This is a genomic window from Paenibacillus sp. FSL E2-0178, assembly GCF_038593005.1.
Taxonomy (GTDB): Bacteria; Bacillota; Bacilli; order Paenibacillales; family Paenibacillaceae; genus Paenibacillus_AQ; species Paenibacillus_AQ phytohabitans.
Genome location: NZ_CP151953.1, coordinates 8,210,948 through 8,229,856, shown reverse-complemented (window position 1 = coordinate 8,229,856; position 18,909 = coordinate 8,210,948). Strand labels below are relative to the sequence as shown.

The following is an 18,909-nucleotide window of genomic DNA, read 5'->3' as shown; positions in this document are numbered from 1 at the left end:
CTCCAGCCCATCTTGATAGCGAAGCTGGCTGCAGACAGCGCAAAAGAACCCGGCTGACGCTTCAGCATCCCCGGGTCCTCTATAGGTTCATTAATTATTTACAAGCTTAGACAGAATAACTGTCAAAAGAAACCGGTTTGCCGTTAATCTCTGCTTTTACCTCTGTCAGGCCATTATCTGTGCTTAGCTGCAGATGCTCTTCGCTGACCAGAGAGCTATATTCCGCGGACAGAATTTCTCCCGCTCCAAACTTAGGTGCCCGCTGTGCGGCGGCTGCGGCAAACTCATCAAGCCCGCTTATTCCCAGCTCCGCAGCCTGGCTAACGCTTAGCGCTTCAACAACGACTCCGCCCGGCATCCCTGCGGAGATCACCTCGAGATAATCCGGGCGTTCCAGCAGCTCATAGCCATGCGATAAGTAGACGGCAAAATACACATTGCCTGCATAACCGAACAGCGCTGCAGTCTGCTTGATCCATTCCCCTTTCGGAAGCACACCTACTATTGCAGTGGCCTCCCCCTCGGGTACCGGGAACAGGGACATGACGGTGTTCTTATGATACAAGACTTCCATATAAGGGCTTTGGTGACGCGGATCGCCCGCATTATACCCCTGGCCCGGATGGAAGAAGTACAGCCGGTTCACGCCTTCGGCTGCACCCACAGGGAGCGAATACGCCCAGCGCAGCTGCTCATTGTCGAACTCCTCTACCCGCTCCCACATGCCGCCTGCCGCATAATCCTCTGTGATGTAGGCATAGGAATGGAGCGGCGGCTGGCGGTCCGGATCACCGGCAACCACCTTCTCGGTTTGCTTCTTGACCTCTACCGCTGCCTCGCGGTTCAGTGCATTCGAACGCACCTGCTCCGGCGCTTCATAGAACAGGAAACCGGCATATTCGGTGCGCGGCATCTCCGCCGGCAGCTTGAAGTCTCCGAACTGCACATAGTCGTGCAGCACATTGCCGTCAGCCGGCACATCATGCGGCCAGCCTCTGGAATGGGCACCTGCCCAGGCGCCCTGCAGGTACCACTGGCTCCGCTCGTTCCAGAGATAATCCAGCATCTCGCCAAGGGTACGCTTAATGCCGCTGTCTGTCTCCAGCTCCCAGGCACAGGTGAACGCCTGCACCCAGTGCCAGAACCACGGGAGGCTGCCGTACTCCGGCATCCCTTTCTCCCGGATATGCGCCAGCGTGATGTCCAGACTGCGCTGTCCGTCTTCCAGCAGCTCGTCATCCTCGAAGAAGCTGCCGAAGATCAGCTTGGCTGCCGTATATTTCGCTTCATGGTGGCCGAACGTCGTTACCGGCTTACGGAAGAAGCTGCTGCGGTACACATGACCGATGGCCGTGTGGAAGGCAATACGCAGCCCCGCGCTGAACTGGCTCAAATATTGCTTGCAGAACCAGACCATCAGGCTGCCCATGATCTCCACCGGCAGCTCATGCGGCGGCGCTTCTCTGGGCTGCGGATTCAAGCCCAGCGGCCAGTGGCCATAGAGTTCTGTACCGGGCTGGCGGTTCTGCAGCAGAACCGTTTCCAGCATGACAGCTTCCGCCCTCCTTTTCGCTTCCTCCTTATCGAAAGGCAGCTCCAGGCTATCATCTACCGCAGCGGCAAATAAATAAGAAGCATAATAGAAGTTATTCCGCACATCATCATGGAACCAGAGGCCGCTCGCAAGCAGCGGACGCCGCTCCGCCTCCAGTGCGATTGAATAGATAATTTCCTGCTGGCGTATTTTATAAGAAGTCTGATCCTGAAGCCTGTCTGCCATTTCCCTCACCCTCCAATATATATTTTCTGTATCACGAGCCCCTAATCCGGGAGTCATGCCCGCGTGTGTATACATAGAACAACTATCCCTCTTCTATTAGGTATACTCCACCCTGGGAACTCACTGCTTTCCAGCTCTATTGTGCACGCTTTCAGTTCAGATGGCAATCTCTAAAACCAACAAACAAACTAAAATAAACGTACTAAAAAAGATTATCTCTTGCCAAATGAACGTAAATGGATTAAATTGTACCTATACGAACGAAAATACATTTTTCTTAAGGAGATTGAATATTCAATGGAAAGACGTTTTGCATCACATCCGAATGAAGTTAAGCAGTTTGACACTGAGCGCCTGCGCAAGGAGTTCCACATTCCGGTTATTTTTGCTCCGGATGAACTGAAGCTTGTCCTGACCCATGAAGACCGCATGATCGTTGGCGGGGCTAATCCGGTCAATGAGGATGTTGTACTTACAACGGACCTTAAGGAGCTTGGAGTAACTTACTTCCTGGAACGCCGTGAGCTGGGTATTATCAATGTCGGCGGCAAAGGTTCGGTTGTTGTAGACGGAACTGAATATGAAGTTGACTTCAAGGAATGCCTGTATGTAGGCCAAGGCTCCAAAGATGTTATTTTCAAAAGCGCGGATAGCGCCAAACCGGCGAAATTCTACCTGAATTCCGCTCCGGCTCACCAGTCCTACCCTACTACCAAGACCACGCTGGCTGAATCCGAATCCGGAGCCATGGGCGGACTTGAGAATTCCAACGAACGTACGATTCACCGCTTCATTCACACGAACGGCGTGCAGAGCGCACAGCTTGTTATGGGAATGACTCAGCTGAAACCGGGCAGCATGTGGAACACCATGCCATCCCACACTCACCCGCGCCGGATGGAAGCTTACTTCTACTTCGATCTGCCGGATGACTCTATCGTCTTCCACCTGATGGGCGAGCCTACAGAAACCCGCCACATTGTAATGCACAATGAACAGGCTGTCATTTCCCCAAGCTGGTCCATTCACAGCGGCGTGGGTACACATAACTACACCTTCATCTGGAGTATGGCCGGAGATAATAAACGTTACGACGATATGGACCCCGTAGGCATGAAAGAATTACAATAGAAGCAAATCAACTACGGAAAGATGAGGCAGGCGGATGAACCCGATACGGCGACACGAGATGATTATGGAAGTTATGCTGAACCAGAAGGATGTAACAGTGAACGAGCTGAGCGACAAGCTCCAGGTAACGGGAAAAACAATCCGCGAGGACTTAAGCAAGCTGGAGGAACAAGGACTGATCATGCGTGTACACGGCGGAGCTGTGCTGGCACAGAGCGATCAATTCGGGATTCTGCCCTCCAAAGACCCGCTGGATAAGTATTCCGAGGAGAAATCGGAGATTGCCCTGCGTGCGCTGGCACATATCGCCAAGGATGACATCATTGCACTCGACGGCGGGAGCACCACGCTTGAGATTGCCCGGCGGCTGGAGAATATGCCCCTGACGGTCATTACCAATGATGTATACATCATTAGCGAACTGGTTCCCAAAGACAACATACGTCTGGTCGTTCCCGGCGGTTACCGTGTCCGCAATATGCTGGCCGGACCTGAAGCTGTCTCCTATGTACAGAAGCTTAATATTCAAAAAGCTTTTCTCTCGGCGACAGCCGTTCATATCGAGCATGGCCTGTCCATCTATACCGGAGATTTAATCGATTTCAAACAAGCCCTAGTATCCACAGCCCGCCAGGTATTCGCCGCTTGCGATCATCACAAATTCGGGCACACCGCTCTGCGCACCTTTGCTTCACTGCAGGAAGTCGATGTGCTGCTTACAGACAGCGGGCTTGCGCCCGAGACGGTGGAGCTGTTCCGCAAGGCAGGCGTCAACATCGAGTGCGGGTAGTTTAAATACGCATTTAAGCCCTATAAGCGATACTCAATTATGCAACTTAAAGGAGAGAATTATAATATGTCATCATTATTCAGTTTGGCAGGTAAAACAGCAATCGTAACCGGCGCAGGCCAAGGTCTTGGTCAAGGGATCGCTCTTGCCTTCGCAGAAGCAGGCGCAGATGTCATCTCCGCTTCCCTATTCCCAAGTGACGAAACCGTAGCAGCTGCTGAAGCTTTTGGCGTCAAGGCACTCAGCATCGCTACTGACCTGAGCGATCACTCCAAGCTTCAGGGTATGTTCGACGAAGCTGTTGCCTTCACAGGCAAAGTAGACATCCTCGTGAACTGCGCGGGTATGATCCGCCGTACTCCAGCCAAGGATCACAGCGAAAAAGACTGGTTTGACGTAATCAACCTCAACCAGAACACTGTATTCCTGCTGTCCCAGATCGCCGGCCGCCACTTCCTCGAAAGAGGCAACGGTAAAATCATCAACATCTGCTCCATGCTCTCCTACCAGGGCGGCATTAACGTACCAGGCTACACTGCAAGTAAGCATGCCGTAGCGGGTCTGACTAAAGCTTTCGCTAACGAATGGGCTGGTTCCGGCCTGAACATCAACGCCATCGCTCCAGGATATATGGCTACTGAGAACACAGCTCCAATCCGTGCGGATCAGAGCCGTTCCGATTCAATCCTTGACCGCATTCCAGCCGGACGCTGGGGAACTGCTGAAGATGTTAAGGGCCCTGCTGTATTCCTGGCATCCGCGGCTTCCGATTACCTGAACGGACATATCCTTAATGTAGACGGCGGATGGCTGGCCAGATAATTTCGGCTTGGAATTTTTGAATAACAGTACCATGAATTGATTCGGCTTGCTCCAACTATATAGATAATAAGCGCCGTATATACAAACTGAGCGCGTATAGATAGAATTGTTCATAGTTAAGCGGCGGCTGTTCAGAGCAGCTGCTAAAGACATCAAACCCCGGATGCTTCTTAGGCACCGGGGTTCTTTGTATGCTCAATCCGCCCCAGCCCTTATCGGAACACGATGAACTCGTCAGGATTCGCACGAATGTAACCGGCGATGATCCGCAGACTATGTGCTGTAAGCTCCTGATATTGTGCGTACAGGGTGGTTACGGCTTCTTGCAGCTCCGGGTCCGCTTCCAAATCTGTAATTGCCGCTTCGTCCCAGCCCGTGCCTGCACGCAGGTTCCTCGCCTCGAACAGCTCTTTCGACTCCTCCAGCAGATGGATCAGTGGAGCATCTTCAAAGAACTGCAATCCCTCCAGCACACTGCTCCAGTATCCCGGCTGATCCAGCAGATAACTGAGCCACCCGTAGTATTCTTCTGCGGACTTAGAGCTGTGGTCATACAGAATCCGGAACATACAGAGTGCCCTATGTCCCCTGCTAAGCTGTGCGATTGCTTCATTCTTCACCGCCGGAGATTTGGCGCGGATCTTCATGAACGTGGGTTCCATGCAGGCATAGCCGAGCCGTTCATCGCTTAGCGAGTAGAATGTAGTACGCTCCATGGGTACTGGCTGCATTAGTCGTCCTCCCTGACAGTCAAGAATATAGAGCATGCCTGAACAATGGCTAAATACAAGAAATGCAGGATAAGTATCCCTATGAAGATTAGTCCGGTAACCGGCGTCGGCTTGTCCTCATGTACTGTCATAGGAAAGAGCGCAGCGAACAGGTAGACGAATAAGCTGAAATAGGCAAACCAGAGCAGACTCGTAATCAGAGCTATTCTCAGGTTGTCCAGTATTCGCCGGGTTACATACACGATCAGAAATCCGGTCAGCAAAAAGCCTGCGATATTGATTAGCGTGACCGTACGCTCAACCTTCCCGTACTCCCATCCGGTGATCCGGCTAATCCTCAGTGCATTTCCAATCAGCTCAATGGCTGCAAAGACCGGCAGAGCCAAGATGATGCTGGCCATATTTAGCTTAATCAAATATTTCATCGTTCTCCTCCTGTGCCGTACCTTCCCTCTACCATACCTCATTTGGATATTACTGTATTTCTGTATCTATGGTAAGCTGTAAAAAATATAATCGTCAAGACCCGCTGCATTCCGCATCCTGCTTTGACGCAATTGGTGAAGGAGTTTATATATGAGCGAAGAAATACTGACTACTTTTGATGAGCAAGGTAATATAACCGGAACCGCTCCCCGCGATGAGGTACACCGCCACGGTCTCTGGCACGAGACCTTTCACTGCTGGTTTGTCCGCCAGGCTGACAATGGACTGATGATCTACCTCCAGCTGCGAAGCTGGCACAAAAGAGATTATGCCGGACTGCTCGATATCACCGCTGCCGGACATCTGCTGGCTGACGAGACGGTGGAGGATGGAGTCCGTGAGGTACAGGAGGAGCTGGGCCTTGAGCTGGCTTTTGACGAATTAAAGCCTTTGGGGATTATCCCCTACCAGATGGATACAGCCGGGTTTATGGACCGGGAGCGGGCGAATGTTTTTGTTTACGAGAACAATTATGCTCTAAGTGACTTCTCGCTGCAGCAGGAAGAGGTAGCAGGGATCGTCCAGGCCCGCTTCACCGAGTTCCGCAGCTTCATCGCTGGAGCTGGCAGCACTCTACATGTGCAAGGCTTCCGGGTAACCGATGACGGTGAACGGGCCGAAATTAATGAGCAGGTTGATCTCTCACAGCTCGTCCCGCATGAGACTGCTTATTATTTGCGGGTGATTGAGGGTATTGAAGCTCTTTACAGCAGTGAATGACGTCCAGATTTCAAAGCTATTTGCTTACTCAGCTGCTTCCACGGCAAAATGTCAGGCGTAATGCTCAAACTAAATCCTTTAGATAGATTTAAAACATTTATTTTTCGTCGAACGAATTGATTCCTGGCATTACGTGGATAAACAGCATCTGCTTCACTGCAAATTGGAGGCTTATCAGATCATTCAAAAAGGCAGAACCCGACTTTTAGCGGGTCCTGCCTTTTTTAACTCATTGCTTACATTATCAGCAGATTATACCTTTGCAGTCTGGCGTTTCAGCATAACCAGCCCGTTGACCGGCAGTTTCAGCTCTGCAGGTGCAGCAGCACCGGATTCGAGGTCCGTATACTCCTGACCATCCAGCGTTACCACTTGCTCGCTGCCGCTGAAATTCTGCACAAATACATAATCATGCTCGCCGTCACTACGCAGCTGAGCCGTTACTCCTGTCGGAAGCTCGCTGTTCAGGGTGCGGCTGATCCGCTCCTTGCCGGTAATCGCGGCGTACAGATCCACATAGAACTGCGGGTCCTTCACACGCGTGGCCAGATGATAGGCTTTGCCTGCTCCCAGCTTGTTCACGGTCAGCGCCGGACGTCCGGCATAGAAGTCGCTGCGGTAATGGCCGAGCGCTTCGGCACCTTCCAGATGAATCAGTTCGGCAATTTCATGCGCATCGTAATCTCCGGTCAGCTTCAGGGTGTTGCCAGGATCCATCACAAGGCCGTTCAGATCGCGGCTGTGCAGTCCTTCCGTCTCTTCTGCCCAGATACCGAGGGTTCTGCGCAGCGGTCCAGGGAAGCCGCCCAGGTGGCACAGATCCGTCTCGCCGACTACACCTGACCAATACGTGGCCAGGAATGTGCCGCCCTGCTCCACGTACTTCTCGATCCGCTTGCCGTTCTCTTCGCTGATCAGATACAGCATGGGCGCAATGACCAGCTTGTAGCCGGACAGATCATCACCGGAGCCGACCACATCCACCGGAATCCCCAGCTCCCACAGTCCGCGGTAATGCTGAAGCACGGTCTCTTCATATTTCAGTCCGGAATTGCGGATACCCTGGGCATCCTTAACCGCCCAGCGGTTGTCCCAGTCGAACAGGATGGCTGTTTCGGCAGGAGTGGTTGTACCGACTACATCCGTTAATCCTGCCAGCGTACGGCCAACCTCAGCTACATCTCTGAATACACGGGTCTCCGCATGTCCGCTGTGATCGACAACTGCGCCGTGGAACTTCTCGCTGGAGCCGCGGCTTTTGCGCCACTGGAAGTATTGCACGGAGTCTGAACCATGAGCTACCGCCTGCAGGGAGGACAGCTTGTGCATACCCGGACGCTTCAGCTTGCTGACAATCTGCCAGTTCGTGAGCGAAGGAGTGCTTTCCATCAGCAGGAACGGTTTCTTTTTGAAGCTGCGGTACATATCGTGGTGCATCGCCGTCCAGGCTGCCAGCCGGGCATCATCATCGTCCTCGGTATACCCCCAGTCCGGATAAGCATCCCAGGAGACCACATCAAGGATCTTCGCCAGGTTACGATAATCAATGCCGTCGATCATATGCATGTTGGTCGTCACCGGCAGTTCAGGATTGAAGCTGCGCACCGAGTCAATTTCATGCTGGCAGAAGTTAATCGTCTGGTCACTTACGAAACGGCGCCAGTCCAGGTTAAGACCATGCACCTGAGTCTCTCCGTGCGGAGCCGGGGATTCGATCTGCTCCCAGGAGGTGTACGTATGGCTCCAGAACGTGGCCCACCAGGCATGATTCAGCTCGTCCAAATCTCCCTTGTATTTAACCTTGAGCCACTCTCTGAAGGCATTTTGACAGTAATCACAGTGGCATTCGCCGCCGAATTCATTCGAGATATGCCAGCCGATGACTGCCGGGTGATGAGCGTAACGCTCAGCCAGCTTGGAGTTCATCAGCGCGGTTTTTTCACGGTAGACCGGAGAAGTGAAGCAGTGATTATGGCGGACTCCGTGCAGATTGCGCACCCGGTTACGTTCAACCCGCAATACCTCAGGATATTTCTCCGACATCCAGGCCGGACGTGCTCCGCTTGGCGTAGCCAGGAAGGCATAAATTCCATTATCCTTAAAAGTATCCAGCAGCTGATCGAGCCAATCGAAGGTGAATACTCCTTCTTCACGCTCCAGCGATACCCAGGAGAAAATCCCCACGGACATTACATTGCAGCCTGCCAGCTTCATCATCCGGATATCTTCTTTCAGCACCTCAGGGTATTTCAGCCATTGCTCGGGATTATAGTCGGCACCATGCAGCATTACAGGAGCCTTGCTGCTGATTGCAGGAACTTTGCTGTTCATATTATTACATTCATCCTCTCGTATAGGGTTCGATGTTAGAATGGGACTTTTCACTGATATAAGTTCTTCGTCAGCTCTATCCCTTTAGCTTGTAACCGTTTATACTATTTATAATAAAGGATAATCAGTTGCCAATGGTAGTATAATAATAGCGTTTCCATAGCACAAAATGAATATGAGGTGTTTACATGCTCCCCTTCTCCCTGATCGAAATGCCGCGCGACCTGAATGCGTTCCCCTTATACCCTTATTCGGTCGGCCGCCATATCCAGTATCACCATGTGCGTCCGGCCGGATTCCCGGTGCACCAGATTTTCCTGATCCGCAGCGGCAGCGGACGGTTCCGCGACCTTGAGAGCGGCACTGAGACGGTGCTGACGCCGGGAATGGCCTATGCTTTTCCACCCGACCGCGGGCACGAGTATTATCCGTTGTCACATGAGCCGTGGCATGTAGGTTTCATCGGCTTCCATGGAAGCCAGTCAGCATCTGTGCTGGAGGGACTCGGCCTGCTGCCGTCTATGCTGTTCCATCCTGAACGGTTCGAGGATTGCTGGGATATGATCGGCGGAATCTGGCATACGGTAAATGGAAATAGCACCAGCCGCCAGGAGGAGCAGTCGATGCAGGATCTGTCGGTGACCCTGTACAGACTGCTGCTGATGCTGCGCAGGAGCGAATGCTCCGCCGGTACGGCGACCCGCCTGGAGAACGAAAATGTACGCAACGAAGCTCTGAATAAGGCCGTCAGCCTGATCAACGAGCATTTCACGGAGCCGCTGCTGATTACGAATCTGGCCGCTGCCGTCGGTTATTCTGTCCAGCATTTCCAGCGTCTGTTCCTGCAGGAATACGGCGTGACCCCGCATAAATATCTGCAGAACCTGCGGCTGCAGCGCGCCGTACAGATGATCACCGAGGACCCTGAGCGTCCTGTGCAGGATATCGCCCTCAACCTTGGTATGGACACCAATTATTTCATCCGCGTCTTCCGCAAGGCGCACGGGGTGACTCCGGGGGTAATGCGGAGCCAGCTTGCAAATGAGCGGGATAGTCCATTAACGTAGGGTTCCATGTAATACTTTTACATGAATGACCGCTCATTACTTTAAATGTATGCAATACTCACTTCATTTCATTAAGCTTAATAAAAAACCTACTCCCATACATATTTCGAATCGAAATATACCCTTCCTTCTCTTTTAAGTAGGCATCAAAATTATTAATTCGTTCTTTTTCAGAGCTCTCATTAAAAGCTTTAAACCTGTATAGGAGGACGTTATTTAAGTGTTGTTCAGCAGAAAAATAAATCTTTATATTGTGGCTCAAATTATCAAATATAAAGTTTTCTCCATTATAATCATTGAGATACACTGGTAGAGAATCTGTTTGAACACCATTCACTATAAACTTTCCGTCTGTATCCGAAAGAATCCAATCATAATTCGCTAAAAAGTCCCTGATATCCCAAACTGCATGTGTTTCTGCATGTGCTGCAAATCCTCTCATACCATATACGTCAGTATCCTTTGGCTGTACAATCCTTCTATTAGCGGAAATCCAACCGTCTGGCAAGCTGTGCAAAGGATATTCCAGTGCATTTTCACTAATCGGCATCCCCATTTCGGAAGTAAAGAAGTCGCACCAGGCATGTGGTAGTAGAATAGCGCCGTAACATCTATGCGTAGCTCCTCTATCTCCTTGATAGTTTTGCCATGATACTGCAATATCCGTAAAGCTGATTTTCCCAATATTAATTCTATTTATGAATATAAATTTAAGAATATCGATATATTGGTGTGGCTTATTATCAAGGCAGATCGTGCTAATCTCGGTATGAAACGCAGCGGTACAAAATTCTTTTAAATAGCATGTTTCTCCGTCATAAGTCAGAAAATTATCTGCCAGACCATTTATGAATGATAGATTCTCATACTGTTCAATTGTTTCTTTATCTGGAGAGTATTGCTTGGCGAACTCTTTCATTACAACGTTCTTACATAAATCACTCTTGCACTTTTGTATATCATTATTTGACAGCCAGGTACTAACGCTGGCTTCGAATCGCTTATTCAAAACAACGATGTCGTTTAAAAAGCATAATACCTCGTTACATTGTTCATTTGTACATCCTGTGTAATATTGAGGTATTCCTTGCACATAGTATCTGGCATAAACTATTTGCTTATCTTTAATGCCGTCACCACACCAAAGTGCTCTAGCTGCCCTACATGATTCTCTATTATTATTTAGAATTTTCTTCACAGTGCGGAGATATTCATAAAGGTTTTTCTTATTCAGATCCTGCCTCTCCTCAACAAATGGCAGATTGGATAGATAACACCAAATAACAACATCTTTCTTGGTTTCATCGGTCTTATAATTATTATGAAAGAATATATTTAACATCGCAAGGTAGTTGGTATCCCCGATATTCCAATGCTGCCCCTTACAATAATCACTAGGATACTTATTATATTGAGTTAATGAGTAACGAATACACGAAAGATAGTCAGGATATACATTCTCCATTTCACGCATCATAGCATCTAAAATAGCTTCGAGCCGTTGGAAATGCTCTTGCTTCAACCACCTAACGTCTGTAGATTTATAAGCATTATCACTATGCTTTTCTTCTATCCACATCATGCGCAAGCAGTATTGCATAAAGAAGATCAGCATCTCTTCCTCACAATGAACAACTACCGTTTTGGAAATCCCATCATCGGTTTTATTTTCTAAATGTTTATAAGCAGTAAAGAATTCAAGCCATTTGTTCTCCATTTTTAACGCGAATGTTTTAAAAGTATCTTCGCCCAACAAAATACCGGCATGATGATATAACTCCGCTTTGAATATTTCATAGGATTTTAAATCCAGACCATCGTTGATATCTAAGAAAAACTGTTCTGCATCTTCTAATTTATCAACAGGAACCAAATCAAAAACCACTTGCTCAAAAAGAAAATCGAATGATATCTTATCGGACAGCTTATACTGAGGATCAAACTCCTCAATAAGCTTAGCCAGTGAATATGTAGTGAAATCAACAGCATGTTCCTTTTTTATTTTTGTCGGGTTGTCCAACCATGAATTCGCTACCTCCCGGCCTGTAAACGAAAATTTTCTAAGGAGTTCTTTCACCTCTGTATCCGGGCCTTTTAACAGATAAGAGCAAAGACACACAAGGGTCGTCAAGCGTTGCTGTCCGTCATAAACATAAAAACATTTGTTTTCTTCGTAGCCAACAAGGCAGCTAAAGTTAAATTCCGGGTCCTTCTTAGCGCTTTCAGCCATGGCTTTTAATAGCTTTACAAACTTCTCGCCACCGCTCCCCATAACATAGTCACGTTGAACATCGGGTATAATAATTTGATCAAACTCGCTTAGCATATCTTTTAAAGACCTTTTTATCATTTCCACAAAATAACCCCTCTAGTTTTTATATTTCCCCTCGATATAGGCAGAATATATTTGCCGAAAGATATCAAATTCCTCCGCCCCGTTATCTAGCCAGTATTGTTGTTTTGCTTTATCCGTTTCTCTGTTAAATTCCTCTCGAATATTCATCAACTTATCAATATATTTGAGCGGATCAGGTTCATTCTTCAATTGAGATTCAATAAAGCAAGCTTGCTCAAACGGCTCTGACAGTTCACTACACTCTTTCCAGAGGTATTCCTCCACATATTTCTTATCATTGTTTTTTAACATTCCAAAAAAGCGGAATTCATTTTTACTTTCTTGTTCGCCGCTTCGTCCATTTTTCAACTTGTATAGACAACTAAAAGCATTATAGCTGTTCCAGTTCTTTGTGCTTATATCACATGATAAAGCTGCTAAAATATCCCGGTAGTGGTTCAAGTGAGATAACTCTTTGCCATACTCATAACCTAGCGTACTGCTCACATCATATTCATTACTTCCGTAACGCTCACAGCACAATAATTTTAAACGGTTCTCATCTGGATAGTGCTTATCTCTTTTCCTTTTTTCATCTTTTTCCGGTACTCTCTTTTCACAATATCCCTGCTGTACTAGTTTCCATACATCTTTTTTGAGAAATAACATTTCGGATAACTCTTCAAAAAGATGCAGTACTTTTTTTCTTTGCTTATCCTCTTTCGAATCCATAATTAGATTAGCTTTAATCCGATCTGAAATAACAAACCGGGTTTTATTTTTGTTTAGATTGATAAACTCATCAAATGGCTGTGTTCCAGAAATATGCAGGAGGAAATATACATTGTTTCTTATGTACTCGATAAATTCATCTGCATCTTCGGGTTTGTACGCACGGTATCCGCCAGATTCTGTCTGACTCTCTTTTGCAAGCTCTAGCACTTTTGTCATTGATTTGTAGTTTTCCTTGAACCGGGACAAATCAGTATACATTTTTTCTTCGGGAATCTCCCATCGAGCAATATTATTTAAGTAGCTTTGTCTTTTGACAACAGGTTCTTTAACGCCCTCATCTCTTTCGAATCGAAAAGAAAAACATTCTTCATTGGGCTTTAGGTATTTCAACAGTAAGTACAGAGTTATGATCCGTTGTTGCCCATCTACTAATTGCATTAAGCTATCTGCTTCACGGTATAATGTAATCATTCCCACAGTATACGTTTCTTGCTTACTTAAAAATGCAGACCATAAATCAGCAGCTAATTTTGAAGCGAGTTCAGTACTCCATTTGTAATTTCGTTGAATAAGAGGAATATATACATCATTTTCGCCAAAGCATTCTTTTATAAGATAATCGAATGAAACCATTTTGTTATTTTTCATATTTGCCCTCCATCAGTTACATTGACGCAACACTTTTACAAAGACATTTGTATAAATTCATCTTTAAGTTTTCTACTCCGTTTTCTTCTATAGTGTAAATATTCTGTAGTGACCAATCTTCAGGCACTTCCTCTGTTTCCCAATCCATAAATGAAAGCACAAATTCTATTTTTCCACTGGGCTCGGTGATAACTATATTATTCAAAAAATTATAATAGGAATCATAAAAGTTAATCAAAGATTCATTGAATCTAAGCTTTTCCTGTATAGTTTTTTTGTCTTGTTCACTAAGTTTACTATGATCTGAATTCGACAGCTCATTTTGGTTTTTTTGAAGTTTATTTATATTTTCTTTTGTGTTAGTTTTCTCTCTTTTTAGTATAGAATCATGATTATCCGCGAAATCCTTATCCTTATTTTTGCTTCCAGAGTATTTCTTAAAATAACTATAGATCAGTTGACCATATTCTACAGCATCGAATGTAAGGTGGCAGCATTTCTCAATACAAATTTCTGTATTCATCCCCGCTGAATACTCATGAATATCCCAGAGAGTATCACTTGCAATTACTTCTTTATCAGCAATCGGACTAATCCTTGAGCTAATCCCTTTATCTCCGCCTTGTACATGTTTGTCTCTTAAATATGAAAGCAGAAAAAAATCTAATTGATTGTTTTCTATACCGGTTTTTTGCTGTTCCTCGTCAACTTCTGCTTGTGAAATAAAGGTAGTACCGTTCAGAAAACGTTTAGACCAATTGTTAAAATTTTTAGCCTTTTGCTTTCTGGGATGGCTGAAGTCCAGACAAAATCGAGGCTTATGTACAACATCAAAATTATCATCTGATGACAGATATTCTTGCAAAGCAAATCTTTTATTTCTATACTCGATGAAATTAATTGGGGCATCTTTTATAACATACAAATTTGCAATTCCGTTCTCGTTAAGTTGCATATATTTAAACAAGTCTACTCCGAAACATTTGGACAAGGACTTCAATCTTATTTGTCCGCCTCGATTAATATGCTCTTTGCAGGCATGAATAATGGACTGAATTCCTCTTTCTTTTATTTTATTGTTTTCATAATGATTCTCTTGAAGCCAGTCATGCCAAGTGCTATCTTTTCCATAACCTACGCTATACAGAGTAGAGGTAGACTTTTTAAATTTCATATCATAATACCAACCCAGACCAACATTGTTCATTTCCTCTATGCTGTTGCTCTGAATATAATAATCAATTAATTTTTTAGTGAATTCTTCATCGAAAGTCTCATATTCTTGTAATAAGTTTTCGATCATTGTACAGAATCTCACGTAGTAAATAGCTATTTTCATCTTATTTTGCGAGGATTGATTGCCATCTGGTAAAATAATTCTTAGTTTTTTAAGCAGTACTGAATCATCCCTAAACACTGCTTGACCGCTTCCAATGTTATGTAACATTTCTAAGTCATTGTATGTATCTTCGCTAATTTTACCATCAAATGCCCCATGTTTTTTTAGAGCAATACTCATAGATAGAGCCTCCTAAATCTTAAAATGTTATTATTTGATAGTTATTTTTTCCAACCTTGTGATTCAATCTATAAATATTGCTAATTATAACTATTTTCTATCATAGTTACAAAGCAAAATTGCACATTACAAAAAGACTGCATCAGCAAAGTGTGCAGTCTTTTCGTATAATATAATTAACGGCGAAGCTCGTTAAACCGCCATAAACTGGCTATTATACAAGCGGGCGTAATATCCACCGCTCCTCACCAGCTCCTCATGCGTTCCGCTCTCGACAATGTCGCCGTCCTTCATGAACAGAATGAGGTCCGACTCACGGATCGTGGACAGCCGGTGGGCAATCACGAAGCTGGTACGGCCGGAGATCATCGCCAGAAAAGCCTTCTGAATCCGCACCTCCGTCAGCGTATCAATACTGCTCGTGGCCTCATCCAGAATAAGCATCGGCGGATCGACGAGCATCACACGGGCGATGGTAAGCAGCTGCTTCTGGCCTTGGGAGAGATTATCTCCCGAGCCGCTTATTTTCGTATTATAGCCCTCGGGCAGACGTTTGATGAAGCTGTGTGCATTCGCAGCTTTGGCAGCGGCAATGACTTCAGCCTCCGACGCTTCCGGCTTACCGTAAGCGATATTATCGCGGATCGAACCTCCGTACAGCCAGGTATCCTGCAGCACCATCCCGAAGTTACGCCGCAGACTGTCCCGGGTAATCGAAGTAATGTCCGTACCGTCAATCCGGATGGTGCCGCTGTCGACTTCATAGAAGCGCATCAGCAGGTTGACCAGCGTGGTCTTCCCCCCTCCGGTCTGGCCGACAATCGCCACGCGTGTACCCGGCTTCACCTCCAGACTGAAGTTCCGGATCAGCGGCCGTTCCGGGGTATAGGCAAAGCTCACCTTATCGAAGGTAATCGTACCCTGACTTCCCTTCATCACTACAGCACCCGGAGCATCTGGAGTCTCCTGCGGCAGATCCAGAATGTTGAAAATACGCTGCGCCGATGCCGTCGCCGACTGCAGCTGGGTAATGACCCCGGTAATCTCATTGAACGGCTTCGCGAACAGATTCGAATAGATCAGGAAGCTGGACAAATCCCCGACGGAAAAATGTCCCCCGATCACAAGCGCACTGCCGATCATCGCGATCACCGAGAATGTGATGTTGTTTACAAGTCGTGTAGTCGGATTAGATAAAGAGCCGTAGAATTGTGATTTGATCCCTGTCTTGTACAGCTCATTATTCCGCTCTGCGAAGCCTGCAAAAGAGCGGTCCTCATAGTGATAGGCCTGCACTACCTTTTGTCCGCCGACAAGTTCCTCCACATAACCGTTGAGCCCGCCGAGGATTTTGGCCTGCTCCCGGAACATCTGCTGCGAACGCATTGTAATGAAACGGGCAACGAAGAAGGTCGCCGGTGCAGACAACAGCACCACCAGCGTCATCACAGGGCTGATATAGAGCATTAGCCCGATAGCCCCGGCAATGGTCACGATCCCCGTCAGCAGCGTGGAGAAGCCCTGCAGCAGCCCGTCAGAGACAGCATCCATATCGTTCACGAACCGGCTTATGCTGTCGCCTTGCGGATGATTATCATGGAATTTCAGCGGCAGCGCGTCCAGCTTGTCAAACAGCTCGCGGCGGAGATCATAGACTGTCCGGTAGGCGAGCTTATTCGTATAATAGGTGAGCAGCCAGCCGAAGAAGCTGCCAACCAGATATACGGCTCCCAGGATCAGCAGCAGGCGGAAAATCTCCGGGAAGTCCACCTGATCGGGCCCGATCATATGGTCAACCGCGCGGCCGATCAGCAGCGGTCCGATCAGGCTGGCAATCACACTCAGAATGGCGCAGATGACTGCCCCTACGGTTATCTTTCGGTATTGGCTTGTATATCTAAACAGCCGTTTCCAGGTCGTTGTACTGTTCATTGTACGGCCTCCTCGCTTGAGAGCTGGGACATGCAGATTTCCTGATAGACCCCGCAGCTCTCCAGCAATTCTTCATGGCTGCCGATACCGGCAATCCGCCCTTCATCGAAGACAATAATCTGATCCGCCTGTCTTACGGTACTCACCCGCTGGGATACAAGCAGAACTGTCATATCTCCGCTGTTCTTGTTCAGTGCACGGCGCAAAGCTGCATCCGTGGCAAAATCCAGCGCACTGGAGGAATCATCCAGGATGAGTACAGGCGGACGCCCTACAACCGCCCGGGCAATCGTCAGCCGCTGCTTCTGTCCTCCGGACAAATTATGCCCTCCTCGTGCGACAAGGGTGTCCAGTCCCTCCGGCAGCTTGGCAATGAACTCTTCCGCCTGGGCCACCGCTGCTGCGGACATAATCTCTTCACGGGTTGCAGAGGCCTTGCCCCAGCGGATGTTATCGGCAATCGATCCAGTGAACAGCATCGCCTTCTGCGGCACAATACCAATTCTGCTCCGCAGCTGCTCCAGCCGGTATTGCCGCACATTCACACCTTCGACGAGAATTTCACCCTCTACTGCATCATAGAACCGCGGAATGAGGTTCACGAAGGTCGATTTACCGGAGCCGGTACTGCCGATCAGTCCGACCGTCTCTCCCCGGTGAATGTCGACCGTGATATTCTCCAGCGCAAGCTCACCGGTTGTGTTATACCCGAACGAAACATTGCGGAAGGAGATCACCGGCGCTGAATCATCACGCTTGGCCGCCGGCGCATCTGCCGCAACCTCGGCAACCGATGCCGTCATTGCCAGCACCTCGTTGACACGGTTGGCAGATGACGAGGCTTTGGTGAACAGAATAACGAGATTGGATACCACAATCAGCGCCAGCAGGATCTGGGTCACATAGTTGATGAATGCGATAATCTCCCCCTGTGACAGCCGTCCGGCATCGATATGAATGCCGCCTGCCCACAGAATGGCGATAATCGCTGCATTAACCACCAGCGTGGTCATCGGGCCCAGCCAGGCGGATATACGTCCGACCCGGATTGCGGTCTGTGTCAAATCCTCCGAAGCTTCATTGAAGCGCTGCTTCTCCCGGCGGCTCTCGGCGAAGGCGCGGATGACCCGGATACCAGACAGATTCTCGCTGAGCACCAGTGCCAGACGGTCCAGCTTCGCCTGATATTTGCGGTAGAGCGGCGAGCTGCGCGTAATGATGAAATACAAAATGACACCGAATACCGGAGTAGCCGCAATCAGGATCAGCGACAGCCGGAAATCCAGAATCATCGACATGATGATCGCCCCGATGCAGATGAACGGAGCACGGATAACCAGCCGGATCAGCATGGCTACGGCCAGCTGGAGCTGATTGACATCATTCGTGATCCGGTTGATCAGCGATGGCGTGCCGATAATATCAAGCTCTGCGTAGGATAACGATGAAATATGCTTAAACATTTTGTTGCGCAGCGATGTGCCGAAGCCCTGTGACGCGCGCGCTGCGTAATATTGGCAGATCATAGAGCAGCCGAAACCGAGGATGGCCATCAGCACCATCAGGGAGCCCATGCGGTAGACATAGGCGCTGTCCTGCCTGCCAATTCCGTTGTTGATAATCAGGGCTACAATCGTCGGCAGCAGCAGCTCCAGAATCGCCTCCAGCAGCTTGAAGATCGGCCCGATGATCACTTCTTTCCTGTAAGGCTTTAGATAAACAGCAATTTTGAACACAGTAATCCTCACCTAACCTACGTAGTATGTATTCACTCTTGAAAAAAACAAAAGACCCGTTATGATTATGTCATACCTGCTTACATATTAATAATATTGGTTTCGTATCTTTTCCATATGATTTTCATATGGCATTTGATTGAAGA

At 47.8% G+C, this 18,909-nt stretch carries 14 protein-coding genes; 5 read left to right on the top strand and 9 right to left on the bottom strand.

Annotation, left to right across the window (positions count from 1 at the left end; translation table 11 throughout):
- Window positions 1–106: 106 nt before the first annotated feature.
- Complete coding sequence (locus MHI42_RS35605; protein ID WP_342422220.1) at window positions 107–1,780, bottom strand: hypothetical protein; 1,674 nt, start codon at window positions 1,778–1,780, stop codon at window positions 107–109.
- Window positions 1,781–2,077: 297 nt separating this feature from the next.
- Here MHI42_RS35605 and kduI point away from each other — a divergent pair, with 297 nt between their 5' ends.
- From kduI to kduD, 3 genes are all read left to right on the top strand, one after another.
- Entirely contained in the window at window positions 2,078–2,911 is an 834-nt protein-coding gene (gene kduI / locus MHI42_RS35600) for a 5-dehydro-4-deoxy-D-glucuronate isomerase (protein WP_039294695.1), read from the top strand.
- A 34-nt stretch (window positions 2,912–2,945) separates the two neighbouring features.
- Complete coding sequence (locus MHI42_RS35595) at window positions 2,946–3,701, top strand: DeoR/GlpR family DNA-binding transcription regulator (RefSeq protein WP_039294698.1); 756 nt, start codon at window positions 2,946–2,948, stop codon at window positions 3,699–3,701.
- Window positions 3,702–3,767: 66 nt separating this feature from the next.
- On the top strand, window positions 3,768–4,523 hold the full coding sequence (gene kduD / locus MHI42_RS35590; protein ID WP_039294700.1) for a 2-dehydro-3-deoxy-D-gluconate 5-dehydrogenase KduD: 756 nt from the start codon (window positions 3,768–3,770) through the stop codon (window positions 4,521–4,523).
- A 212-nt stretch (window positions 4,524–4,735) separates the two neighbouring features.
- On the opposite strand, the gene MHI42_RS35585 is transcribed toward kduD, so the two are convergent.
- Both MHI42_RS35585 and MHI42_RS35580 read right to left on the bottom strand, forming a co-directional pair.
- Window positions 4,736–5,254 (bottom strand): hypothetical protein, encoded by a 519-nt coding sequence (locus MHI42_RS35585; RefSeq protein ID WP_342422219.1) that lies wholly within the window; start codon window positions 5,252–5,254, stop codon window positions 4,736–4,738.
- Window positions 5,254–5,679 (bottom strand): hypothetical protein, encoded by a 426-nt coding sequence (locus MHI42_RS35580; protein WP_342422218.1) that lies wholly within the window; start codon window positions 5,677–5,679, stop codon window positions 5,254–5,256. The genes MHI42_RS35585 and MHI42_RS35580 overlap by 1 nt, the downstream gene beginning before the upstream one ends.
- 151 nt (window positions 5,680–5,830) lie before the next feature.
- Here MHI42_RS35580 and MHI42_RS35575 point away from each other — a divergent pair, with 151 nt between their 5' ends.
- Window positions 5,831–6,460, top strand: coding sequence for an NUDIX domain-containing protein (locus MHI42_RS35575; RefSeq protein ID WP_342422217.1), 630 nt, complete (start codon window positions 5,831–5,833; stop codon window positions 6,458–6,460).
- Between the two features lie 252 nt (window positions 6,461–6,712).
- On the opposite strand, the gene MHI42_RS35570 is transcribed toward MHI42_RS35575, so the two are convergent.
- Window positions 6,713–8,791, bottom strand: coding sequence for a beta-galactosidase (locus MHI42_RS35570; protein ID WP_342422216.1), 2,079 nt, complete (start codon window positions 8,789–8,791; stop codon window positions 6,713–6,715).
- A gap of 188 nt (window positions 8,792–8,979) precedes the next feature.
- Between MHI42_RS35570 and MHI42_RS35565 the strand changes: the two genes are divergently transcribed.
- On the top strand, window positions 8,980–9,858 hold the full coding sequence (locus MHI42_RS35565; protein WP_342422215.1) for an AraC family transcriptional regulator: 879 nt from the start codon (window positions 8,980–8,982) through the stop codon (window positions 9,856–9,858).
- Window positions 9,859–9,916: 58 nt separating this feature from the next.
- Here the strand turns inward: MHI42_RS35565 and MHI42_RS35560 are convergent, their stop codons facing one another.
- The 5 genes from MHI42_RS35560 to MHI42_RS35540 all read right to left on the bottom strand — a co-directional run bounded on the left by MHI42_RS35560 (window position 9,917) and on the right by MHI42_RS35540 (window position 18,763).
- Window positions 9,917–12,208, bottom strand: coding sequence for a DUF262 domain-containing protein (locus tag MHI42_RS35560; protein WP_342424865.1), 2,292 nt, complete (start codon window positions 12,206–12,208; stop codon window positions 9,917–9,919).
- 18 nt (window positions 12,209–12,226) lie between these two features.
- The gene (locus tag MHI42_RS35555; RefSeq protein WP_342422214.1) at window positions 12,227–13,576 is read right to left on the bottom strand and encodes a DUF262 domain-containing protein; all 1,350 of its coding nucleotides are present in this window, start codon (window positions 13,574–13,576) and stop codon (window positions 12,227–12,229) included.
- 16 nt (window positions 13,577–13,592) lie between these two features.
- Window positions 13,593–15,095 carry a hypothetical protein gene (locus MHI42_RS35550; RefSeq protein ID WP_342422213.1) on the bottom strand — a complete coding sequence of 501 codons (1,503 nt, stop codon included), beginning with the start codon at window positions 15,093–15,095 and terminating at the stop codon, window positions 13,593–13,595.
- A gap of 192 nt (window positions 15,096–15,287) precedes the next feature.
- Window positions 15,288–17,027 (bottom strand): ABC transporter ATP-binding protein, encoded by a 1,740-nt coding sequence (locus tag MHI42_RS35545; RefSeq protein WP_342422212.1) that lies wholly within the window; start codon window positions 17,025–17,027, stop codon window positions 15,288–15,290.
- Window positions 17,024–18,763, bottom strand: a complete 1,740-nt coding sequence (locus tag MHI42_RS35540; RefSeq protein ID WP_342422211.1) for an ABC transporter ATP-binding protein — start codon at window positions 18,761–18,763, stop codon at window positions 17,024–17,026. The genes MHI42_RS35545 and MHI42_RS35540 overlap by 4 nt, the downstream gene beginning before the upstream one ends.
- Window positions 18,764–18,909 lie beyond the last annotated feature (146 nt).

What these genes read in the sequence shown, in the direction of transcription:
- MHI42_RS35605 (WP_342422220.1), bottom strand. Translation starts at nt 1,780, where the DNA reads ATGGCAGACAGGCTTCAGGATCAGACTTCTTATAAAATACGCCAGCAG.
- kduI (WP_039294695.1), top strand. Translation starts at nt 2,078, where the DNA reads ATGGAAAGACGTTTTGCATCACATCCGAATGAAGTTAAGCAGTTTGAC.
- MHI42_RS35595 (WP_039294698.1), top strand. Translation starts at nt 2,946, where the DNA reads ATGAACCCGATACGGCGACACGAGATGATTATGGAAGTTATGCTGAAC.
- kduD (WP_039294700.1), top strand. Translation starts at nt 3,768, where the DNA reads ATGTCATCATTATTCAGTTTGGCAGGTAAAACAGCAATCGTAACCGGC.
- MHI42_RS35585 (WP_342422219.1), bottom strand. Translation starts at nt 5,254, where the DNA reads ATGCAGCCAGTACCCATGGAGCGTACTACATTCTACTCGCTAAGCGAT.
- MHI42_RS35580 (WP_342422218.1), bottom strand. Translation starts at nt 5,679, where the DNA reads ATGAAATATTTGATTAAGCTAAATATGGCCAGCATCATCTTGGCTCTG.
- MHI42_RS35575 (WP_342422217.1), top strand. Translation starts at nt 5,831, where the DNA reads ATGAGCGAAGAAATACTGACTACTTTTGATGAGCAAGGTAATATAACC.
- MHI42_RS35570 (WP_342422216.1), bottom strand. Translation starts at nt 8,791, where the DNA reads ATGAACAGCAAAGTTCCTGCAATCAGCAGCAAGGCTCCTGTAATGCTG.
- MHI42_RS35565 (WP_342422215.1), top strand. Translation starts at nt 8,980, where the DNA reads ATGCTCCCCTTCTCCCTGATCGAAATGCCGCGCGACCTGAATGCGTTC.
- MHI42_RS35560 (WP_342424865.1), bottom strand. Translation starts at nt 12,208, where the DNA reads ATGATAAAAAGGTCTTTAAAAGATATGCTAAGCGAGTTTGATCAAATT.
- MHI42_RS35555 (WP_342422214.1), bottom strand. Translation starts at nt 13,576, where the DNA reads ATGAAAAATAACAAAATGGTTTCATTCGATTATCTTATAAAAGAATGC.
- MHI42_RS35550 (WP_342422213.1), bottom strand. Translation starts at nt 15,095, where the DNA reads ATGAGTATTGCTCTAAAAAAACATGGGGCATTTGATGGTAAAATTAGC.
- MHI42_RS35545 (WP_342422212.1), bottom strand. Translation starts at nt 17,027, where the DNA reads ATGAACAGTACAACGACCTGGAAACGGCTGTTTAGATATACAAGCCAA.